We start from the raw sequence: 19,633 nt of genomic DNA, 5'->3' as shown, positions 1-19,633 counted from the left end.
GAGCCCCGGTGCGGGGGCGCCGCCTCGGCCACGTCGATGGTCAGTCTGACCCGGGCGAGTTGACTCTGGACGCCAGGCGGTTGACGGCCCGCGCCGGAAGCGCCTCGCCGTCGCGGCACGCCTGCGGGCTCATCCCGTACGCCGCCCGGAACGCCCGACTGAAGTGGGCCTTGTCGCCGAACCCCCACCGCGCCGCGATGACCTGCACGGGCTGGGCCCGCAGCGTCGGGTCGGTCAGGTCGCGTCGGCACCGGGCGAGCCGAAGGTCCCGGATGTACGACGCCACGGTGGAGTTCTCGGCCTCGAAGAGGCGGTGCAGTGTGCGCAGCGAGATGTGGTGGGCGTCCGCGACGACCTGTGGGCCGAGCGTCGCCTCGCCCAGGTGACGGTGAACGTACGCCTGCACCTGGGTGAGCAGCGCCCGGCGGCGGACGTCGGTCGGCACGGCGTCCTCGGCGACGAGGTGCCGGCCGAGCATTGTGGTGGCCAGGTCGAGCCCGACCGCGCCGAGCCGGCCGGCGTCGGCGGCATCATACTGCTCGGGGTGCCCGGTCACCCGGAGCAGGAACTGCGCCAGCAGCGCCCCGATGCCCTCGCTGCCGGACATCCGGCCTCCGTAGAGGGCGGCCATCCGCTGTGGTGGCAGCGGCAGCGCGGCGTGCGGGATCATCGTGATGATCGAGGTGGCCTGGTCCCGCTCCGGCTCGGTCGCGTGGTGGCGCACGTCGTGCGGCCGGGACGCGTCGTAGAAGGTGAACTCGCCGGTCAGGATCTCGCTGCGGCGACCGTCCTGGCTGGACGCGCCGATGCCGCCGGTGGTGAGGGCCAGGATGTACAACTCCCGGTCGGACTGACGGACCAGCTTCCGGGTCCGGGTGACGTCCAGCGACGGGTACTCGTACTGCACCAGCTCGATCGGGCCGAGCCCGATGAAGTCGGCGCGGGCGGCGAAGTCGTCGCTGTGGCCGGAGTGGATCCTTACCGGCACCGAGGTGCGCGCGATCAGGTCCAGCCACATGCCGAACCGTTCGCCCGGCGGCAGGACTGTGGTGTCGATGGTGTCTCTCGGCAGCATCGGCGCTCCTCGCTCAGCCCGCCCGGCGTCGGATCAGCGCCTCGACGCCGTCGAGGATCCGGTCCAGGCCGAAGGTGAACTCGTCGTCGGGGTCGTCGTCCTGGTTGAGCACACCAGCGCTCAGCACACGGTGCAACGCGGGGAAGCGGGCCGGGTCGATGAGTCGGGTCACGAGCCGACCGTACGCCGGCATGATCTCGCCCGGTTCGACGCCGGCTGCCCGACTGCCCTCGGCGATCTGGTTGGTGAGCGTGGCCTCGTTGCGGACGTACCCGGTGATCAGCAGGAGCACCGACATCTTCTCGCCCTCGGCGAGCGTGGTGTCGTCGAGGCAGCGCAGCCCGTCCTCCATCCAGTCGAGCTGCTGGGGCGTGATCGGCGGGCCGGTGATGGGCACGTGCAGCAACCAGGGGCGCTGGCGCAGCACGTCGTGCTCGGCCCAGGCCCAACGGGTGAGGCCGGCGCGCCAGTCGTCCTGCGGTGGAGGCGGCCCGGGGGAGGGGCCGTACCCGGTGTCCACCATGAGCATGAGCAGCTCGTCCTTCGAGCCGACATGCCGGTAGAGGGCCATGGTGGCGGCGCCCAACTCCTTGGCCACCCGGCTCATCGAGACGGCCGTCAGCCCGTCGGCGTCGGCGACCCGTACGGCGGCGTCGACGATGCCGGGCACGCTGAGGCCGGGTCGGGGGCCCCGCGGTGGCCGCTCCCGCAGGCCCCAGGCGCTCTCGATGGCCGGTGGGAGCGCCGGACCGCTGTCGTCTTTCGTCTCCGCCACATTTCCTCCTTGCCTCGCCATCCTAGTTCTGCGTATGGTCTACGCATAACAGCGTACGACATACGCAGAGGAGAAACTGATCATGACTTCCCCCACCACACAGGCGTCCCGCGCGGGCCGGCGGGAGTGGATCGGGTTCACGGTGCTGATGCTGCCGCTGCTCCTGGTCTCGATGGACGTGTCGGTGCTCTACTTCGCCGTCCCGTTCATCAGCGAGGAGCTGCGGCCCAGCGCCACCCAGCAGCTCTGGATCTTCGACATGTACGGCTTCGTGCTCGCCGGCCTGCTCATCACCATGGGCGCACTCGGCGACCGGATCGGGCGGCGTCGGCTCCTGCTGCTGGGCGCCACCGCGTTCGGCGCCGCGTCCCTGCTGGCCGCGTACGCCGACAGCGCCGCGACGCTCATCGCCGCCCGCGCCGTGCTCGGCGTCGGCGGGGCCACCCTGATGCCGTCCACGCTCGCCCTGGTGCGCAACATGTTCCACGACGCCAAGCAACGGGGCACCGCGATCGGCATCTGGACCGCCACGCTCACCGGCGGCATCGCCATCGGCCCGGTGCTCAGCGGCGTCCTCCTGGAGCACTTCTGGTGGGGCTCGATCTTCCTGATCAACATTCCGGCGATGCTGTTGCTGCTCCTGCTCGCCCCGGTCCTGGTGCCCGAGTTCCGTAACCCGGTGCGTGGGCGGTTCGACCTGGTCAGTGCGGTCCTGTCGCTCGGCGCGCTGCTGCCGGTGATCTACGGCGTCAAGGAGATGGCCCGCGACGGCGTCAGCGCGGTGCGGGTGCTGGCTGTCGTCGCCGGTCTGCTCGTCGGGGCGCTCTTCCTGCACCGGCAGCGGACCCGGGCGTACCCGATGGTCGACCTGGCGCTGTTTCGCCGCCACGGCTTCGCCGGGTCGCTCGCGGTCAACCTGCTGGCGATGTTCGCCCTCGTCGGGTTCGCCATCTTCACCACCCAGCACCTGCAACTGGTGCTCGGCCTGAGCCCGCTGCGGGCGGCACTGTGGAGCCTCGTACCGTCCCTCGCCGTGGGCGGCGTCGCCCCGGCCGCCGCCGCGCTCGCCCAGCGCGTCGAGCGGGCGTACCTGATCGGCGCCGGCTTCGCGATCGCCGTGCTCGGCTTCGCGGTGCTGACCCGGGTCACGCCCGAGACGCCGCTCTGGCTGCTGCTGCTCGGCGCCAGCGTCTACGCGGGCGGCCTGGTGATGGTGATGTCGCTTGTCACCGAGCTGGTCCTCGGTGCGGCGCCGCCGGAGCAGGCAGGTGTCGCCTCCGCGCTCACCGAGTCGAGCAGCGAGCTGGGCGGCGCGCTGGGCATGGCAATCCTGGGCAGCGTGGGTGCCGCGATCTACCGCCGCGAGGTCCTCGACGAGCTGCCGGCCGGGCTGCCGGGCCAGGCCCGCGACGCGGCCGGGGAGACGCTCGGCGGGGCCCTGGCCGTGAGCCGGGGACTGCCGGCGGAGGTGGGTGACGCGGTGCTGCACGCCGCCCGGTTCGCCTTCACCGACGGGCTGCACCTCGCCGCGATCGCCGCCATGGTGGCGATGGTCCTGGGCGCGGTGACCGCGTTTGTGACGCTGCGCGGCGTCCGGCCGGCCGACCCGGCGGCGCTGGCCGCCGAGTCGACCGAACCAAGCGGTACGCCGCTGTCGGAAGCGTCGTCGGTCAGTCGTTGAGCACGTGCGCGAGCCGGTCGCGGAACCGCCGCTCCGAGTCGCTCACCGACTCGCCGCCGATGCCCAGCAGCCCGCCGCTGGACGCGGCGCCGACCACCTGCTCGGCGATCTTCACCAGCCAGTGCTTGTACGCGCCGGCCTCGCCCTCGTCGACGCGGACGGCCAGCAACGCGTTCGCCTCGCCGGCGCGCACCAGCACGTCGTCGATCATCGCGCCCGGGTCGGCGGGCGCGATGACCGGCAGCTCCTCGCCGCTGTCCGGGTCGCCGACCCGGCTGACGATCTCGCCGGCCACGGCGGCGACCAGCGGGCTGGCCGACTCCCGGCCCGCGGCGATGGTCTCCAGCCCGGCCGCGTTCTCCGCCATGGTCCGGCGGGTGCCGTCGGACTCGGCGGCGCTCGCCGCGGTCAGCACCGACTGTGGCAGGCCGACCAGCAGCCCCCACTCCCCGTCGGAGAAACCGAAACCGGTGTACGCCGGCTGCTCGATCACGGCAATGCCCCTTCCGCCCTGCTCAGTGTGGTCAATCCACGGGCCCCGCACCGGTGCCCGGGTCAGGCTAGTCCAGGGTCAGCAGACCCTGCTCGGACACCACGCGCACCGACAACGTCTTGTACCCGACCTCGTCGAAGAGGACCGTCATCTTGTCGTCCTCGTACGAGAGCACCAGTCCGTTGCCCCACTCCGCGTGGCGCACCTGGCTGTGCACCGGGAACGGCCCGACCGCGCCCTGGTCGGCCACGCTGGTGCCCCGGTGGCAGTTGTCGCAGTGCGCGCAGACCTCGGTCATCTGCTCCCCGAAGTAGGCAAGCAGGGTCTGCCCGCGACAGGCGGTGGTCTCGGCGAAGGCCCGCATCATGTCGGTGCGGGAGCGGGTCACCGTCTGCTGGCGTTCCGCCTCGGCCAGCGCCGCCGTGGCCGCGTCGGTAGGAGTGGGCGAGTAGCGGGGCGCCCCGATGCGCTGCCGGGCGCGCGGCTCGGCGGCGCCGACCTGCTCCAGCAGCGAGAGGTACTGGCCCAGCTTGCGTGGGCCCAGGCCGGTGGTCTCGCGCAGCTCGGTCTTGGTGGCCGGCTTGCGACGCAGCAGCGCGGCCAGGTCCCGCAGCTCGTCGGCGTCCGGCAGGCCGCCGCTGAAGAACCGTTGCAGGCCCACGTCCTCGGCCTGCCAGAGCAGCAGCACCCGGGCCGGCTGCCCGTCGCGCCCGGCCCGGCCGATCTCCTGGAAGTAGCTGTCCGGCGAGTCGGGCAGCGCCATGTGCACCACCCAGGCGATGTTCGGCTTGTCGATGCCCATGCCGAACGCCGAGGTGGCCACCATGATCGGCACCCGGTCGGCGAGGAACGCCTCGTGCAGTTCGTTGCGCGCGCCGGCCGGCATCCCACCGTGGTAGAACTGCGCCGGGAAGCCCGCGTCGGTCAACCGGGCGGCCAGCTCCTCGGCGGAGCGGCGGGTCGGCACGTAGATGATCCCCGGCCGTTCGTCGTCGCGCAGCAACGCGACCAGCCGCCGCCACCGGTAGTCCTCGGTGGGGCAGTGCGCCACCTCCAGGAACAGGTTGGGCCGGTCCAGCCCGGAGACGACCACCTCGGGGTCGCGCAGTCGCAGGCGGGCGACGATGTCGTCGCGGACCGGCGGGGAGGCGGTGGCGGTCAGCGCGACCACCGGCGGCCGGCCGATGCCCTCGATGAGGTGGCCCAGCGCCAGGTAGTCGGGCCGGAAGTCGTGCCCCCAGGCGGAGATGCAGTGCGCCTCGTCGATCGCCACCAGCGCCGGCTTCAGCGCGGCGACCTCGGCCATCCGGTCGGGGTTGCTCAACTGCTCCGGCGTGATGAACAGGAACTCCGCCCGGCTCGACTGGATCTCGGCGATGGCCTCGGCCTGCTGCGCGGCCGACTCGTTCGAGCTGATCCGCACCGCCCGTAGCTCCGGACGCTGTCGCTCGTTGAGCGCCGCGATCTGGTCCTGCTGCAGGGCCAGCAGTGGGGAGATCACCACTGTCGGGCCGGGGATCAGGCTGGCCGGGATCTGGTAGATCGCCGACTTTCCGGCGCCGGTGGGCAACACCACCAGGGCGTCACGTCGCTTCATCACCGCACGCATGGCGGCGAGCTGGTTGGGCCGCAGCGCTTTCCAGCCGAAGAGGCTCCGCGCCGCGCGGCGCAACGTCATCGAGTGCGTGGACAGTTTCATCGAGGGCCGGAGGTACCCGAGCCCACGACCGCCGAAACGCGTTCGGCGATCATGGGCTCGGGCTGATCCGAGGCTCAGCGCAGACGGGGGAGCACCTCGCGCTGGTAGAGGTCGAACAGGCCCTGGTAGTGCGGGCCGGTGTTGGCCACGTACACCTCGTCGAAGCCGGCCTTGGCGTACTTGTCGATCATCTCCAGGTGCGCGTCGACGCTGTTGCCGCACACGAACGCGTCCCGCACCATCTCCGGAGTGACCAGCTCGGCGGCCTGCTCGAAGTGGCGTGGCGAGGGCAGCACCTGGGACAGCTCGCCCGGCACCCCGGCATTGGGCCAGCGCTCGTACGCGATCCGGGCGCCCTCGGACTCGCTTGCCGCGTACGCAGCCTTGAAGCCGGCCTGGCACGGCTTGTCGCCGCCGCCGTTCTCCCGGAAGCGCCGGACCATCTCGCCGTCGGGCATGGTGCTCACGTAGCCGTCGCCGATGCGGGCGGCCAGATCGATGGCCTTCGGCCCGAAGCCGGAGACGTAGATCGACGGCGGGGTGTCGGGCAGCGTGTAGATCCGGGCGTTCTCCACCGTGTAGTGCGTGCCGCGGTGGTTGACGAACCCCCCGCCCCACAGCTCGCGCAGTACCTCGACGGCCTCCTCCAGCATCTCCAGCCGGACGTCGGCCTGCGGCCAGGCGTCGCCGAAGATGTGCTCGTTGAGCGCCTCGCCGGTGCCGACGCCGAGTACGAACCGCCCGCCGTGCAGCACCGCGCTCGTCGCCGCCGCCTGCGCGATCACGGCCGGGTGGATCCGCACGGTCGGGCAGGTCACCGCCGTGGTCACCGGCAGCGAGCAGACCTGGCTGAGCGCGCCGATCATCGACCAGACGAACGGGCTCTGCCCCTGCGCGTCCACCCAGGGGTGGTAGTGGTCGGAGATCCACAGAGCCTCGAAGCCGGCGCGTTCGGCGCCGCGCGCCTGTTCCAGCAACTCGGCCGGCGTGAACTCCTCACTGGACAGAAAGTAGCCAATCTTCATCGCTTCCCCTTCGGCGCGCGGACCTGCTGATGGGGAAGCCGTACCCCGGTCGCGGTCGGTCACACCCGGCTCGCCCGGCCGGAAGGGCTCAGCGTCTACCGAACATCGCCCGGATCGCGGCGAGCAGCAGCAGGGCGCCGACCACCAGGCCGAGCAGGCGTACGCCGGGGATGTCGGCCGGGCTCGTGGCATCGGCCAGCAGGGCGGGATCCATCCCCGCACTCTCCCGGGAACGGTGCCACCGGGCAACTGTAAGGTTTATTGACTATTGAATCGCTCAATGTGACCATGGCAGCACCGCCCGCCGGTGGCGGTGCGCCGAGGGCGTGCGAGAGATGGGGTACGGGGGCCGCATGAGCGAGCGCAACCAGCGGATCGGCGGGTACGCGCCGACGCCCGCGACCGACGCCTACCGCTGCGAGGGGACGGCGTGACCGCGCCCGCCGGGCACCTCCCGGCGCTGGCCGCCGCCGTCCTGCAACCCGGGTTCGTCGGCACCACGCCGCCGCCCTGGGTGTGCCGCTGGCTCGGCGAGGGGCTCGGCTCGGTGGTGCTCTTCGCCCGCAACGTCGTCGACACCAACCAGGTGGCGGCGTTGACCGCGACGCTGCGCGCGGAGCGGCCGGACGTCATCGTGGCGATCGACGAGGAGGCCGGCGACGTCACCCGCATCGAGTCCGCCCGGGGCAGCTCCCGGCCGGGCAACTTCGCCCTCGGCGCGGTCGACGACCCGGCGCTGACCGAGGCGGTCGCCCACGACCTCGGCGTCGAGCTGGCGGCGGCCGGGGTGACCCTCGACTACGCGCCGGACGCCGACGTCAACTCCAACCCGGCCAACCCGGTGATCGGCGTCCGGTCGTTCGGGGCCGACCCGGCGCTCGTCGCGCGGCACACCGCCGCCTGGATCCGCGGATTGCAGCGCGGCGGCGTGGCCGCCTGTGCCAAGCACTTCCCCGGGCACGGTGACACCCGCGTCGACTCCCACCACGACCTGCCCCTGATCACCGCCGACCGGGCCCGCCTGGACGCCTGCGAGCTGGCGCCGTTCCGCTCCGCCGTGGCGGCAGGCGTGCAGGCGGTGATGACCGGTCACCTCCTGGTGCCCGCGCTCGACGAGCGGCTGCCGGCCACGCTGAGTCAGCGCATCCTGGGCGGGCTGCTCCGCGACGAGATGGGTTTCTCCGGCGTGGTGGTGACCGACGCGGTGGAGATGCGTGCGGTCGCCGACCGGTACGGCTTCGCCGGCGCGGCGGTGCTGGCGCTCGCCGCCGGGGCCGACGCGATCTGTGTCGGTGGTGAACGGGCCGACGAGGGGGCGGCCCGGGAGCTGCGCGACGCCATCGTGGCGGCCGTCGTCGCCGGTGAGCTGCCCGAGGAACGCCTCGCCGAGGCAGCCAAGCGGGTCGGCCAGCTCGCCGCCTGGACGGTGGCCGCCCGCGCCGGCCGCTCGGGCGCCGCACCCGGGGCCGCCGACGTCGGGCTGGTCGCCGCCCGCCGTGCCGTGCGGGTCACCACCGGCCCGGCCGCGCTCCGCACGCTGCCGCTGACCCGCGCCGCGTACGTGGTCGAGTTCGAGCCGCCGCGCAACATCGCCATCGGCGCGGAGACCCCGTGGGGCCTCGGGGAGCCGCTGGGCGAGCTGCTGCCCGGCACCACGACGGTCCGCCACGCCGAGCCCGACGTGCCCGCCGATCCGGGCGCCGGTGCCGGGGACCGACCGCTCGTCCTGGTGGTCCGTGACCTGCACCGGCACGAGTGGATGCGGGCGGCGGTCCGCTCAGCGCTCAGCGCTCGGCCCGACGCCGTCGTGGTCGAGCTGGGCGTGCCCGAGCTGGTCACCGGGTCGGTGCACGTGGCCACCCACGGCGCCACCCGGGCCAGCGGGCAGGCCGCCGCCGAGGTGCTCACCGGCCGGGCCGGCTGACCCCTGGCCGGGCCGGCCCTACGGCTGCTCGGCGACCAGGTCGGCGTACTCGGGGTGCTTGTCGATGAACGCGGCCACGAACGGGCACTGCGGCACCACCCGGCCACCGCGGGCGCGCACCTGATCCAGGGTGCCCCGGATCAGCACGCTGCCGACGCCCTTGCCCTGGAAGCCGCGGTCCACCTCGGTGTGGGTGAAGACCAGCACCTCCCCCCGGGGCACGTACGCGGTGAAGCCGGCCAGCGCGTCGTCGACCAGGATCTCGAAGCGGTTCTTGGCGGGGTTGTCCTCGACGAGGGTGCTCACCGGACCATTGTCCCCGTCCGGTCGGTCACCGCGTCGAGTTCGGCAAGCAACCGGTCCACCTCGTCCGCCGTGTTGTAGTGGTAGATGCTGGCCCGCACCGCCCCGCCGCTGTCGCGCAACCCCATCGTCTGGAAGTACTCGTAGGCGTAGTAGTCGCCTGACGACAGGCAGAACCCGGCGTCGCCCAGCGCCTGCTGGGTCGCCGCCGGCGACATCCCGGCGACCCGGAAGGAAACGGTCGGGCAGCGCCGGGCCGGCGAGCCGTAGACGGTGACGGCGGGCCGCGCGGCGAGCCCGGCGAGCAGCTGATCCAGCAGCGCCTCCTCGTGTGCCTGCGCGGCGGTCAGGCCGGCCCGCAGCCGCGCCCGACGGTCGCCGACCGCGTCCGGGTCCAGCCCGGCGAGGTGATCCACCGCTGCGGTCACGCCGGCCAGCAGCGCGAAGCTGGGGGTGCCGTACTCGAAGCGGTCCGGGACCGCGTCGGAGGACGGCACCAGCTTCGTCGGGCGCAGCTCCGCCCACCGGGCCGGGTCGGCCACCATCGCGGCCAGGTGCGGCCCGGACCACTTGTACGCGCTGGTGACCAGCACGTCGGCTCCGAGCGAGGCCAGGTCGGTCGGGCCGTGTGGCACCGAGTGCACCCCGTCGACGCAGACCAGTGCGCCGACGGCGTGCGCGGCCTTGGCGATCGCCGGCACGTCCGGCACGGTGCCGATGGCGTTGCTTCCGGCGGTCACCGCGACCAGCCGGGTCCGCTCACCGATCAGGTCGGCGTACTGGCCGGTGGGCAGCTCGCCTGTGTGCCTGTCGAACTCGGCCCAGCGCACCGTCGCGCCGGCCGCCTCGGCGGCCTGCACCCACGGGCGCACGTTCGCGTCGTGGTCGAGCCGGGACACCACCACCTCGTCGCCCGGCCGCCAGCCCGCGCCGAGCGTACGGGCCAGGGTGTACGTCAGCGCGGTCGCGCTCGGGCCGAGCACCACGCCCTCCGGCTCGGCGCCGAGCAGGTCGGCGACCGCCTGGCGGGCCGCCGCCACCACCTCCAGCGAGCGGCGGCCGGGCGCGAACGCGGCGCTGCGGTTGCCGACGGCAGCGCGCAGCACGTCGGTGACCGCGTCGATCACACCGGCCGCGGTCTGGGTCCCTCCGGCGCCGTCGAAGTGGACGAAGCCCTCGGTCAGGGCGGGATAGGCGGCCCGGGTGCGGGCGATGTCGAAGGCCATGCCGGGACCCTAGCCGGGGTGCCTTCGGCGCTCGCTCTCGCCTGGGCGTCGCGGACGTCTCGTACCCTTGGAAAGGTGACGAACCGACCCGCCACCATCCCCCTGCCCCCCGTTCGCCGCGCCGCCGGGCTGTTCGCCGGTCTGGCGCTCGGCCTCGCCGTGCTCGCCGGTTGCAGCTCCCAGGGCGCCTCCACCGACTGCGGGCTGGACGCCTGCACTGTCACCTTCGAGCGGGGTGTCGACGCCAGCGCCACCATCCTGGGCGTCGAGGCCAAGCTGGTCGGCGCCGAGGGCGACCAGGTGACCGTCGAGGTCGCCGGCGAGCAGCTCACCCTCACCACCGGTCAGCAGGCCACCGAGGCCGGCGGCTTCGGGGTCACGCTGGACAGCGTCACCGACCAGCAGGTCAAGATCCGCGTTTCCCGCAATCCGGGCAACTGACCTGGCGGGCGGCGGTGGCCGACGTTTGGGGATCTCCGAAATCGGAGATTGTGACGGCATGTCACTCACCCGTAGCGCCGAAGCCACCGCCTCCCGAGCGGCGGACAGCCGGTGGCTGGAACTCCTCGCCCGGGCCGGCTTCATCGGCTACGGCATCGTCCACCTGCTCTTCGCCTGGCTGGCCCTGCAGATCGCGTTCGGCACGTCGTCCGACGACGGCGACCAGTCCGGCGCGCTGCGGACGCTCGCCGCACAGCCCCTCGGTAAGTTCCTGGTCATCGCCGTCGCGGTCGGTCTGCTCGCGATGGCGATCTGGCAGGGGCTGGAGGCAGCGGCCGGGCACCGCGCCGAGCGCGGCAGGGAGCGGGTCATCGAGCGGCTGGCCTCGGCCGGCCGGACCATCGTCTACCTCTACTTCGCGTGGACCGCGTTCAAGGTCTTCTCCGACGCCGGCTCCAACAGCGCCGACAACCAGGAGGCGCTGACCGGCAAGCTGATGACCTCCACCGGGGGCCGCTGGCTGGTCGGCCTGGCCGGGCTGGTGGTCGCCGCGATCGGTGTCGGCCTGGTGATCTACGGGCTGAAGAAGTCGTTCGAGAAGCACCTCAAGACCGGTGAGATGAGCCCGAAGACCCGCACGCTCGCGCGCCGACTCGGCATCGCCGGGTACGTCGCCAAGGGCGTCGCGTACGGCATCGCCGGCCTACTGGTGATCGTCGCGGCGGTGAACTACGACCCGAAGAAGGCGCGTGGTCTGGACGCCGCGCTGCACACCCTGCGCGAGCAGTCGTACGGCACGTTCCTGCTGACCCTTGTCGCCCTGGGCATCGCCTGCTTCGGCGTCTACTGCTTCCTCCAGTCCCGGTACCGCAAGGTCTGACGCTGGTCGATATCGGGGACGTCGGGCACTATTGGGCTTTTGCCCGAAGCGCCGACCCCCGGTCGAAGGGAAGCGACACACCCGTGCAGAGCTATCTCGAAACGGCCGTCGCCGCGCTCGCCGCGGCGGCGGTCGCCCTTTTCCTCGTCGAAATCGTCCACCGGCTCACCCGCCGGTTCGGCCGCCGGTCGCTGCTGTTGACCGAGTTGACCGACCACGCGCACCGCCCGTTCCAGGTCGCCGCCACGGTCCTCGCGGTGCAGTTCGCCGTCCGCTTCAGCACCGGGTACGCCGTCGGTGTGAGCTGGCGGCGGCTACTGCTGCACCTGCTGGTGCTCTGCGTGATCGCCAGCGTGGCCTGGCTGGTGGCGGCGCTGCTGATCGTCGTGGAGGACACCGCGCTCGCCCGGTTCCGCGTCGACGTGCCCAACAACCGGCACGCTCGGCGGGTGCGTACGCAGGTGGTGATGCTGCGGCGGCTGACCGTCGCGGTGATCGTCATCCTGACCGTCGGCGTGATGCTCATGACGTTTCCGAGCGTGCGCGGTATCGGCGCCGGCGTACTGACCTCCGCCGGTGTGGTCGGTGTGGTCGCCGCGCTGGCCGCCCAGAGTCTGCTCGGCAACGTCTTCGCCGGGCTGCAACTCGCCTTCAGTGACGCCGTCCGCCTCGACGACGTGGTGGTCGTCGAGGGGGAGTGGGGTCGGATCGAGGAGCTGACCCTCAGCTACGTGGTGGTCCAGATCTGGGACGACCGACGGTTGATCCTGCCCACCTCGTACTTCACCAGCACGCCCTTCCAGAACTGGACCCGGACCGAGGCGGCAGTGCTCGGCACTGCCGAGTTCGACGTCGACTGGGCCGTACCGGTGCAGACCATGCGGGAGGAGTTGCGCCGGCTCGTCGAGGGCACCGAGCTGTGGGACGGCCGGGTCTGCGTCCTGCAGATCACCGACGCCACCGGCGGGACGGTACGGGTGCGCGCGCTGGTCAGCGCCGCCGACGCGGGCAGCCTGTGGGACCTGCGCTGCCTCGTCCGCGAGCACCTGGTGGCCTGGATCCGGGACAACCGGCCCACCGCGATGCCCCGGATTCGTACCGAGCTGGGCGACGCCAACAGCAACCTGCCCTGGCAGTGGGTGCAGCCCCGGCGGCCGACCCGCCGTCCGACCGCCACCGAGGCCCCCGACGACGCTCGCGTCTTCGGCGGCAGCGACGACGGCGACGCGCGCAGCGAAGCCTTCGTCGGCCCCGAGGAGACCGCCCCCTCCCGCGCCTGACGCCACCACCGCGGCCACCCGAGCGTGAGCCCGCGCGCGATCCAGGATCGAGTGGCCTCCGCCCGCCGCGGAGGCCACTCGATCCGTGTTCGGGGCGATCTCTGTGCCCTGTCGGGCACCGGCTCGTGATCGGCGGGATGGGTGAGAGGTTTGGGCGGCCTTGGGTGGGGGATCTGCTGCCGGGCGTCTCTTCGGCGATTGCGGGGTTCGGCCGCCGGGTGCGCGGCGCGGCGATCGGACAACAGGAACGGTCAGCGACCAGTGGCGCTCTAGGATTGACGGGCGGCAACTCCGGGCATACAGCGCGGTGATGAGGAAAGGAGGACAGCATGGCTGACGTGGCAAATGCCCGCACATCCCGCAATGGGAGCGAGCCCTCCACCGCCGAGCTGGTGCAGCGGGCCACCGAACAGGTCTCCCGTCTGATACGAGACGAACTGACGCTGGCCCGGGCGGAGTTGACCCAGAAGGGCAAGCACGCCGGCATCGGGATCGGCCTGTTCGGCGGCGGCGGCGTGCTGGCGTTCTACGGCCTGGGCGCGCTTGTCGTCACGGCGATCCTGCTGCTCGACCTGGTGCTGCCCGCCTGGGCCGCCGCGCTGATCGTCGCGGTGGCGCTCTTCCTGGTGGCCGGCATTCTCGCGCTGGTGGGCAAGAAGCAGGTCAGCCGTGCCGTTCCGCCGATGCCGGCGGCAGCGGTCCGCAGCCTCCGGGCTGACGTGGACACCGTCGCCGCCGCGGTGAAGGACAGGGGTCGGGCATGACGGGCAACGGGACGGGCGACACCGAGGCCCTTCGGGAGGAGATCCGCCGCACCCGGGTCGAGCTGGGCGAGACGATGGAGGCGCTGGCCGCCAAGGCGGATGTCAAGGCCCGCCTGAAGGAGTCCGCCGAGCAGGCGCGGGAGCGGATGCGCGAGCAGGCGGCGCAGACCGTGGCCCGGGTCCGTGGGCAGGCCGCGCGCGGCGCCGGAATGGCACGCGCGCAGGCGTACGACAAGGGCGGCCTGGTCCGCGAGAAGAGTGAGCTGGTTCGACGCAACCCGGTGCCGTGGGCGGCGATCGCCGCCGGCGCGGTGGCCACCGTGGTCGTGCTGATGATCGTGCGGGGGAGGCGTAGGTGAGCAGGAGCATCGGCAAGGTGGCGTACCGGCCGGTCGGCGTGTTGTTGGGTATCGCCGCGGGCACGGTGGCCGGCGCGATCTTCCGGCAGGTCTGGAAGGTCACGGCGGGCGACGGCGAGGCGCCGAACGCCACCGACGAGGACCGCGGCTGGGGCGAGATCCTGGCGGCCGCGGCGTTGCAGGGGGCCATCTTCGCTGTGGTCCGCGCCGCCGTTGACCGGGGCGGAGCGGTGGGTGTCCGCCGGATGACCGGCCACTGGCCGGACTGACCGACGCATCGACTCAGGCCCCCTTCCCGCATCGACGGGAAGGGGGCCTTTCGCACGGCTCGGCACGCCGCCCGACGATCTCAGACATCCGTCAGGTCACATGTCGGAGAAATTCGCCTGAGAGGTCGTGACAGACTTTTCGGGTCCGTGATTTGCTGTTCCACGCTGTTGCGAGATGGCGTGGGTTGAGAGAAGTTCCCTTCGTGGGGGCCGCCTCAGGCGCCGCTGCTCGAAACGGCCAATCGGCCGCACGGCGTGCACGGCCACCAGTTTTAGAAGGAGATACACATGGCGCAGGGAACCGTGAAGTGGTTCAACGCTGACAAGGGCTTCGGCTTCATCACCGTCGACGGCGGGGGTGCTGACGTGTTCGTCCACTTCTCGGCCATCCAGACGAGCGGCTACCGCTCGCTGGAGGAGAACCAGCGGGTGGAGTTCGAGATCGCTCAGGGTCAGAAGGGCCCGCAGGCTGAGCAGGTCCGTCCGCTCTGATCAGAGTGGCTGGCCGTCGTCGGTCAGAGGACTACCCGGCCAGGGGTCGTTGTAGTAAAGCCCCGTATCCCTTCCGGGATGCGGGGCTTCCCACTGTCGCCCGTCAGAGTCGGCGGCGCGAGCGCAGGCCCAGCCAGAGCACCACCACGCCGACCAGGGCCACGATCGGGCCGATCACCGCCCAGATCCGCTCGTCGGTCATCGCGCTGCCGCTGACGTAGCCGAGGCCCTGCACCGTCCACACCGCACCGATCACCACGGCCAGCAGGCCGAGGGTGAGCGTCAGCCAACCCCTCATCGCGCGCTCTCCTTCCCGGATCCGGCGGCACGCCGCCCCCGGGTGCCAGCATCGCCATTGTGGCGGCGCGACGCGAGCACTCGGGGTGGGCGGCTCACCACCGGTCGTGCACCTGCGGGCGGATCAGCTCGTCGTAGACCTCGCGTACACCAGTCTGTTGCGCGGCCGTGAGCGGCGGCAGGTCGGCCGCGGCGGCGTTGCGTCGGGCCTGCTCGGCGTCGCGGGCGCCGGGGATGACGACAGTGACACCGGCCTGGTCCAGCACCCACCGCAGCGCGAACTGCGCCATCGTGCGGTCGGAGTCGACGAGCGGCGCCAGCCGGCGAACGGCCGCGAGGCCCTGCGTGTAGTCGACGCCGGAGAACGTCTCGCCCACGTCGAACGCCTCGCCGTGCCGGTTGTAGTTGCGGTGGTCGTCGGCGGGGAACTCGGTGTGCTCGTCGTAGCGGCCGGAGAGCAGGCCGCTGGCCAGGGGCACCCGGGCGATGATGCCGACGCCGGCCTGCGCGGCCGCCGGCAGCACCTGCTCCAGCGGCTTGTGCCGGACGGCGTTGAGGATGATCTGGACGCTTGCCACACCGGGCCGGGCGATGGCGGTGAGCGCCTGGTCGCATGTCTCCACGCTGACGCCGTACCCCGCGATGGCCTTCTCGGCGACGAGGGTGTCCAGGGCGTCGAACACCGCGTCGTCGGCGAAGACGGCGCTCGGCGGGCAGTGCAACTGGACCAGGTCCAGGGTGTCCATCCCGAGGTTGGCCCGGGACCGGTCGGTCCACTCGCGGAAGTGGGCCAGGGTGTACGCCTCCGGGCGCTGCTCGACGCGCCGGCCCATCTTGGTGGCGACGGTCAGGCCGGCGTCCGGCCGGGACCGCAGGAAGCGGCCGATCAACTGCTCGCTGCGGCCGTCGCCGTACACGTCGGCGGTGTCCAGAAAGGTGACTCCGGCGTCCACCGCGGCGGTGAGCACCGCCATGGCGTCGGCCTCGCTGACCGTGCCCCAGTCGGCGCCGAGCTGCCAGGCGCCCAGGCCGACCACTCCGACGGTCCGGCCGAGCCGGTTGAAGCTGCGCTGTTCCATGCCCCGAGCCTAGTGATCGGGTTGCCGGCCTGCCACGCGAGCCGTACGGTAAACAAGACGGACGTACGGTTTGGAGGCGACGATGTGGGATCCGACGACGTACCTGCGCTACGGCGACGAGCGCTCCCGACCGTTTCACGACCTGGTGGCCCGGGTCCCCGCCGACCGGCCCCGCACGGTGGTCGACCTCGGCTGCGGCCCCGGTCAGCTCACCGCCACCCTCGCCGAGCGCTGGCCGACCGCCCGGGTCGTCGGCCTCGACTCCGCGCCGGAGATGATCGACCGGGCGCGCGACCTGCCGACCCCCGTCGAGTTCGCCGTCGCCGACCTGCGCGAGTGGCGGCCGACCGGCGACGAGGACGTGGTGGTCACCAACGCGGCGCTGCAGTGGGTGCCCGGCCACCAGGAGCTGCTGCGCCGCTGGGCCGCCGAGCTGCCCGCCGGCGCCTGGCTCGCCATGCAGGTCCCCGGCAACTTCGACGCCCCGTCGCACCGGGCGCTGCGTGAGGTCGCCGGCCGCCTGGCCTGGCGTGCCCGGCTCGCGCCGCTGCTGCGCGCCGACCCGGTCGACGACCCCGCCGACTACGCGGAGCTGCTGACCGCCGCCGGCTGCGCGGTGGACGCCTGGGAGACTACCTACGTGCACCTGCTGCCGGCCGAACCCGCCGCCGACCACCCGGTGCTGGCCTGGATGGAGGGCACCGCGCTGCGCCCCGTCCGGGCCGCCCTGGACGCCGCCGGCTGGTCGGCCTTCCGGGCCGAGCTGGGCGTACGGCTCACCGCCGCGTACCCGGTGCGGCACGGTCAGGTGTCCTTCCCGTTCCGCCGCGTCTTCGTCGTCGCCCGCACCGGCGACCATGCCCAGGAGAACCCGTGACCGACCTGTCCACCTTCATCGCCGGCCTGCCCAAGGTGGAGCTGCACGTGCACCACGTCGGCTCCGCGTCGCCCCGGATCGTCGCCGAGCTGGCAGCCCGCCACGAGGGACGCACCCCCGTGCCGGCCGACCCGGAGGCGCTCGCCGCCTACTTCGAGTTCCGCGACTTCGCGCACTTCATCGAGGTCTACCTGAGTGTCGTCGACCTCATCCGCGACCCGGAGGACGTCTGGCTCCTCACCCACGAGGTGGCCCGGGAGCTGGCCCGCCAACAGGTCCGTTACGCGGAGCTGACCATCACTCCGTACTCGCACGTGCGGCGGGGCATCCCCGCGCCGGCGTTCTGTGAGGCGATCGAGGACGCCCGCAGGCGCGCCGCCGCCGACTTCGGCCTCGACCTGCGCTGGTGCTTCGACATCCCCGGCGAGGCCGGCCTGCCGGCGGCCGAGGAGACGCTGCGCATCGCGCTTGACGAGCGCCCCGACGGACTAATCAGCTTCGGTCTCGGCGGCCCGGAGATCGGCGTACCCCGGCCGCAGTTCAAGCCCTTCTTCGACCGGGCCCGCGCGGCCGGGCTGCGCTCGGTGCCGCACGCCGGGGAGACCACCGGCCCGCAGACGATCTGGGACGCGCTCAACGAGCTGAGCGCCGAGCGGATCGGCCACGGCATCTCCGCCGCACAGGACCCGGAGCTGCTCACGTACCTCGCCGAGCGGCAGATCGGCATGGAGATCTGCCCGACGTCGAACGTCCGCACCCGGGCCGTGGCCAGCCTCGACGAGCACCCGCTGCCCCGGCTGGTGGAGGCCGGACTGCTCGTCACCATCAACTCCGACGATCCGCCGATGTTCGGCACCACCCTCAACGACGAGTACGCGGTGGCGGCCCGGCTGCTCGGGGCGGGCCCGCAGGAGCTGGCCGCGCTGGCCCGCAACGCGGTCACCGCGTCCTTCCTCGACCCGGCCGGCAAGCAGCGGATCGCCGCCGAGATCGACGCGTACCTCGCTGCGGCCGGCTGACACCGGTCCGGCGGGTCGGGCGAAGGGGCGCGCGGCGGGAGCGTTGGTGTGGGGGGACCTGAGACTCCCGCCGCGCGCGTGGCTCCACCGGCCGGTGGGTGCGCGGTGCGCTGGCCGGTGGAACTGGTGGGTTCGTGCTCTGATCCTGTCAGCCCGCGAGCGCCTGACCGCCGTCGTTAACCGCGATCTAAGGAAGACTTGCGCCGCCGCACAGCCCCGGCCCGCTCAGCCGATCGGAGCGCCCCCGTCAGCCGATCGGTGGGGAAGGGCTCAGTCGTCGGTGGGGCGCTGGCGGGGCCAGCGACGGCCGCTCGTCTTCTGGTCCCGGGCGTCGCGTGCCATCCGGCCGACGAGGCCGAACCGGCTGACCTGCCGGGGCGTCGCCTCCGGGTCGGCGAGCAGCATCACCACGCTGGCGCCGCCCAGCCGGGCCCGGTCGATGCTGACCGAGCCGTTGGCCTGCAACGCCACCCGCTTGGCGATGTCCAGGCCGAGGCCTGTCGAGCCCTGGTCGCTGGTGCCCCGCCGCAGCGCGCGGTCCGGATTGGCGATGCCCGGGCCCGCGTCGTCGATCCGGATCCCCACGTACCCGTCGCGACGGGACACGGCCACCTCGAACGCCGTGCCCTGCGGGGTGTAGCGGAAGACGTTGCCGATCACCGCGTCCAGCGCGGCGGCCAGCTCGGCGCGCGGCACCGGCGCGGGGATGCGCAGCTGCGCGCCGCTGACCCGGTGCGGCCGGTTCTGGTCACCGGCGAGCGCCGCCCAGAACACCATCCGGTCCCGGACGACCTCGCTGACGTCGCACATCGCCGGGCCGGCCTCGTGGGCCACCGCCTTGCGGGTGGTCTTGATCAGCACGTCGATCTCACCTTCGAGGGTGACGATCGCCTGCCGGATCCGGCGGATGCCCCGCAGCCGGTCCAGCTCCGCCGGGCTGAACGAGCCCACGCTCGTGTCGTCGGACTCCAGCGCCTCCGCGTCCAGCCGGAGCACCGTCAACGGCGTCCGCAGCCGATGTGACAGGTCGGCCACCAGTTCCCGCTCGTCGGTGCGCGCCGCGTCCAGCCGATCGGCCATCCGGTTGAAGGCGTACCCGGCCTCCGCCAGCTCACGAGGGCCCGTCGGCTCCACGCGTACGCCCAGGTCGCCGTCGCCGATCGACAGGGCCGCCTGGACCAGACCGCGGGTGGCCTCCACCGCACGGGCGGCCACCCGGTCGACCACCAGCACCGCCGCGCCGGCCATCGCCGCACCCACCCCGAACAGCAGCAGCCAGGTGCCGCCGGCACCCTCGCCCAACGTCGAGTCCGCCACGAACACCTCGACCACTGCCGTCCTGTCGCCGAGGACCACCGGGTCGAGCCGGACCACCCCGCCGTCGACGTCGGCGACAAGCGAGCGTCGCTCGGCGCGGGCCCGGTCCAGGTCGCTGCCGCTGGCGCGGGCGGCGGACTCGTCCAACCCGAGTCCGTGCACCACCGGCCGGGTCGACGCGCCGTCACCACTGGCCACGACGGCGCGTTCCACCACCGCCGGGTCCGTGCTCACCGCCAGCGCACCGGTCACCAGCGCGCTGCGTCGGGCCGCGTCGGCGATCGCCTCCTCCCGCGTCTGCCCCCGCAGGCTCAACCCGAGCGGGATCAGGAACGCGAGCGCGACGAGACTGCACATG

The 19,633-nt window shown here is 72.7% G+C and carries 22 protein-coding genes; 11 read left to right on the top strand and 11 right to left on the bottom strand.

Annotation, left to right across the window (positions count from 1 at the left end; all coding sequences use genetic code 11):
• Positions 1-40 precede the first annotated feature (40 nt).
• Positions 41-1,075 (bottom strand): helix-turn-helix domain-containing protein, encoded by a 1,035-nt coding sequence (locus ACLQ26_RS05115; protein ID WP_425743314.1) that lies wholly within the window; start codon positions 1,073-1,075, stop codon positions 41-43.
• A 13-nt stretch (positions 1,076-1,088) separates the two neighbouring features.
• Positions 1,089-1,850, bottom strand: a complete 762-nt coding sequence (locus tag ACLQ26_RS05110) for a TetR/AcrR family transcriptional regulator (protein ID WP_425743313.1) — start codon at positions 1,848-1,850, stop codon at positions 1,089-1,091.
• 82 nt (positions 1,851-1,932) lie between these two features.
• Here ACLQ26_RS05110 and ACLQ26_RS05105 point away from each other — a divergent pair, with 82 nt between their 5' ends.
• Positions 1,933-3,531 (top strand): MFS transporter, encoded by a 1,599-nt coding sequence (locus tag ACLQ26_RS05105; RefSeq protein ID WP_425743312.1) that lies wholly within the window; start codon positions 1,933-1,935, stop codon positions 3,529-3,531.
• On the opposite strand, the gene ACLQ26_RS05100 is transcribed toward ACLQ26_RS05105, so the two are convergent.
• From ACLQ26_RS05100 to ACLQ26_RS05085, 4 genes are all read right to left on the bottom strand, one after another.
• Complete coding sequence (locus ACLQ26_RS05100; protein ID WP_425743311.1) at positions 3,521-4,024, bottom strand: hypothetical protein; 504 nt, start codon at positions 4,022-4,024, stop codon at positions 3,521-3,523. The two genes, ACLQ26_RS05105 and ACLQ26_RS05100, sit on opposite strands and share 11 nt — an antisense overlap.
• A gap of 67 nt (positions 4,025-4,091) precedes the next feature.
• Positions 4,092-5,723 (bottom strand): RecQ family ATP-dependent DNA helicase, encoded by a 1,632-nt coding sequence (locus ACLQ26_RS05095; protein ID WP_425743310.1) that lies wholly within the window; start codon positions 5,721-5,723, stop codon positions 4,092-4,094.
• A 74-nt stretch (positions 5,724-5,797) separates the two neighbouring features.
• Positions 5,798-6,748 carry a TIGR03557 family F420-dependent LLM class oxidoreductase gene (locus ACLQ26_RS05090; protein WP_425743309.1) on the bottom strand — a complete coding sequence of 317 codons (951 nt, stop codon included), beginning with the start codon at positions 6,746-6,748 and terminating at the stop codon, positions 5,798-5,800.
• 88 nt (positions 6,749-6,836) lie between these two features.
• Positions 6,837-6,962 (bottom strand): hypothetical protein, encoded by a 126-nt coding sequence (locus tag ACLQ26_RS05085; protein ID WP_255421242.1) that lies wholly within the window; start codon positions 6,960-6,962, stop codon positions 6,837-6,839.
• A 216-nt stretch (positions 6,963-7,178) separates the two neighbouring features.
• Between ACLQ26_RS05085 and ACLQ26_RS05080 the strand changes: the two genes are divergently transcribed.
• Positions 7,179-8,672 carry a glycoside hydrolase family 3 protein gene (locus ACLQ26_RS05080; RefSeq protein ID WP_425743308.1) on the top strand — a complete coding sequence of 498 codons (1,494 nt, stop codon included), beginning with the start codon at positions 7,179-7,181 and terminating at the stop codon, positions 8,670-8,672.
• Positions 8,673-8,690: 18 nt separating this feature from the next.
• Here the strand turns inward: ACLQ26_RS05080 and ACLQ26_RS05075 are convergent, their stop codons facing one another.
• Both ACLQ26_RS05075 and ACLQ26_RS05070 read right to left on the bottom strand, forming a co-directional pair.
• Positions 8,691-8,978, bottom strand: coding sequence for a GNAT family N-acetyltransferase (locus tag ACLQ26_RS05075; protein ID WP_363687444.1), 288 nt, complete (start codon positions 8,976-8,978; stop codon positions 8,691-8,693).
• A complete protein-coding gene (locus tag ACLQ26_RS05070; RefSeq protein WP_425743307.1) occupies positions 8,975-10,201 on the bottom strand; it encodes a cysteine desulfurase-like protein in 1,227 nt (408 codons plus the stop codon). The genes ACLQ26_RS05075 and ACLQ26_RS05070 overlap by 4 nt, the downstream gene beginning before the upstream one ends.
• A 75-nt stretch (positions 10,202-10,276) precedes the next feature.
• On the opposite strand from ACLQ26_RS05070, the gene ACLQ26_RS05065 reads away from it, so the two are divergent.
• The 7 genes from ACLQ26_RS05065 (at position 10,277) to ACLQ26_RS05035 (ending at position 14,686) form a co-directional block, all read left to right on the top strand.
• Positions 10,277-10,642 (top strand): hypothetical protein, encoded by a 366-nt coding sequence (locus ACLQ26_RS05065; protein WP_425743306.1) that lies wholly within the window; start codon positions 10,277-10,279, stop codon positions 10,640-10,642.
• Positions 10,643-10,700: 58 nt separating this feature from the next.
• Positions 10,701-11,522, top strand: coding sequence for a DUF1206 domain-containing protein (locus ACLQ26_RS05060; RefSeq protein WP_425743305.1), 822 nt, complete (start codon positions 10,701-10,703; stop codon positions 11,520-11,522).
• An 83-nt stretch (positions 11,523-11,605) separates the two neighbouring features.
• Positions 11,606-12,802: a mechanosensitive ion channel family protein gene (locus ACLQ26_RS05055; RefSeq protein ID WP_425743304.1), complete on the top strand. Its 1,197-nt coding sequence runs from the start codon at positions 11,606-11,608 to the stop codon at positions 12,800-12,802.
• 329 nt (positions 12,803-13,131) lie between these two features.
• Positions 13,132-13,566 (top strand): phage holin family protein, encoded by a 435-nt coding sequence (locus ACLQ26_RS05050; protein WP_425743303.1) that lies wholly within the window; start codon positions 13,132-13,134, stop codon positions 13,564-13,566.
• The gene (locus tag ACLQ26_RS05045; RefSeq protein WP_007458125.1) at positions 13,563-13,925 is read left to right on the top strand and encodes a DUF3618 domain-containing protein; all 363 of its coding nucleotides are present in this window, start codon (positions 13,563-13,565) and stop codon (positions 13,923-13,925) included. The genes ACLQ26_RS05050 and ACLQ26_RS05045 overlap by 4 nt, the downstream gene beginning before the upstream one ends.
• Positions 13,922-14,194, top strand: a complete 273-nt coding sequence (locus ACLQ26_RS05040; RefSeq protein WP_007458126.1) for a DUF4235 domain-containing protein — start codon at positions 13,922-13,924, stop codon at positions 14,192-14,194. The genes ACLQ26_RS05045 and ACLQ26_RS05040 overlap by 4 nt, the downstream gene beginning before the upstream one ends.
• A gap of 288 nt (positions 14,195-14,482) precedes the next feature.
• Entirely contained in the window at positions 14,483-14,686 is a 204-nt protein-coding gene (locus tag ACLQ26_RS05035; protein WP_007458127.1) for a cold-shock protein, read from the top strand.
• A gap of 103 nt (positions 14,687-14,789) precedes the next feature.
• Here ACLQ26_RS05035 and ACLQ26_RS05030 read toward each other — a convergent pair whose 3' ends face one another.
• Together ACLQ26_RS05030 and ACLQ26_RS05025 are read right to left on the bottom strand one after the other, a co-directional pair.
• Positions 14,790-14,984, bottom strand: coding sequence for a hypothetical protein (locus ACLQ26_RS05030; RefSeq protein WP_363687434.1), 195 nt, complete (start codon positions 14,982-14,984; stop codon positions 14,790-14,792).
• Between the two features lie 94 nt (positions 14,985-15,078).
• Positions 15,079-16,062, bottom strand: a complete 984-nt coding sequence (locus ACLQ26_RS05025) for an aldo/keto reductase (RefSeq protein WP_363687432.1) — start codon at positions 16,060-16,062, stop codon at positions 15,079-15,081.
• Positions 16,063-16,144: 82 nt separating this feature from the next.
• Between ACLQ26_RS05025 and ACLQ26_RS05020 the strand changes: the two genes are divergently transcribed.
• On the top strand, positions 16,145-16,939 hold the full coding sequence (locus tag ACLQ26_RS05020) for a trans-aconitate 2-methyltransferase (protein ID WP_425743302.1): 795 nt from the start codon (positions 16,145-16,147) through the stop codon (positions 16,937-16,939).
• Positions 16,936-17,958: an adenosine deaminase gene (locus ACLQ26_RS05015; RefSeq protein WP_425743301.1), complete on the top strand. Its 1,023-nt coding sequence runs from the start codon at positions 16,936-16,938 to the stop codon at positions 17,956-17,958. Before ACLQ26_RS05020 ends, ACLQ26_RS05015 begins: the two co-directional genes overlap by 4 nt.
• A 270-nt stretch (positions 17,959-18,228) precedes the next feature.
• On the opposite strand, the gene ACLQ26_RS05010 is transcribed toward ACLQ26_RS05015, so the two are convergent.
• Positions 18,229-19,632, bottom strand: coding sequence for a HAMP domain-containing sensor histidine kinase (locus ACLQ26_RS05010; protein WP_425743300.1), 1,404 nt, complete (start codon positions 19,630-19,632; stop codon positions 18,229-18,231).
• Position 19,633 lies beyond the last annotated feature (1 nt).

The sequence above is a fragment of the Micromonospora sp. DT43 genome (genome assembly GCF_049841645.1).
Lineage (GTDB): Bacteria > Actinomycetota > Actinomycetes > Mycobacteriales > Micromonosporaceae > Micromonospora.
The sequence above is the reverse complement of the archived record's forward strand: the minus strand, read 5'-3'. Positions and strand labels throughout refer to the sequence as shown.

Coding starts and splice junctions, on each gene's coding strand:
- ACLQ26_RS05050 (WP_425743303.1), top strand. CDS start 13,132: ATGGCTGACGTGGCAAATGCCCGCACATCCCGCAATGGGAGCGAGCCC.
- ACLQ26_RS05115 (WP_425743314.1), bottom strand. CDS start 1,075: ATGCTGCCGAGAGACACCATCGACACCACAGTCCTGCCGCCGGGCGAA.
- ACLQ26_RS05070 (WP_425743307.1), bottom strand. CDS start 10,201: ATGGCCTTCGACATCGCCCGCACCCGGGCCGCCTATCCCGCCCTGACC.
- ACLQ26_RS05105 (WP_425743312.1), top strand. CDS start 1,933: ATGACTTCCCCCACCACACAGGCGTCCCGCGCGGGCCGGCGGGAGTGG.
- ACLQ26_RS05030 (WP_363687434.1), bottom strand. CDS start 14,984: ATGAGGGGTTGGCTGACGCTCACCCTCGGCCTGCTGGCCGTGGTGATC.
- ACLQ26_RS05020 (WP_425743302.1), top strand. CDS start 16,145: ATGTGGGATCCGACGACGTACCTGCGCTACGGCGACGAGCGCTCCCGA.
- ACLQ26_RS05045 (WP_007458125.1), top strand. CDS start 13,563: ATGACGGGCAACGGGACGGGCGACACCGAGGCCCTTCGGGAGGAGATC.
- ACLQ26_RS05010 (WP_425743300.1), bottom strand. CDS start 19,632: ATGTGCAGTCTCGTCGCGCTCGCGTTCCTGATCCCGCTCGGGTTGAGC.
- ACLQ26_RS05095 (WP_425743310.1), bottom strand. CDS start 5,723: ATGAAACTGTCCACGCACTCGATGACGTTGCGCCGCGCGGCGCGGAGC.
- ACLQ26_RS05035 (WP_007458127.1), top strand. CDS start 14,483: ATGGCGCAGGGAACCGTGAAGTGGTTCAACGCTGACAAGGGCTTCGGC.
- ACLQ26_RS05060 (WP_425743305.1), top strand. CDS start 10,701: ATGTCACTCACCCGTAGCGCCGAAGCCACCGCCTCCCGAGCGGCGGAC.
- ACLQ26_RS05025 (WP_363687432.1), bottom strand. CDS start 16,062: ATGGAACAGCGCAGCTTCAACCGGCTCGGCCGGACCGTCGGAGTGGTC.
- ACLQ26_RS05085 (WP_255421242.1), bottom strand. CDS start 6,962: ATGGATCCCGCCCTGCTGGCCGATGCCACGAGCCCGGCCGACATCCCC.
- ACLQ26_RS05090 (WP_425743309.1), bottom strand. CDS start 6,748: ATGAAGATTGGCTACTTTCTGTCCAGTGAGGAGTTCACGCCGGCCGAG.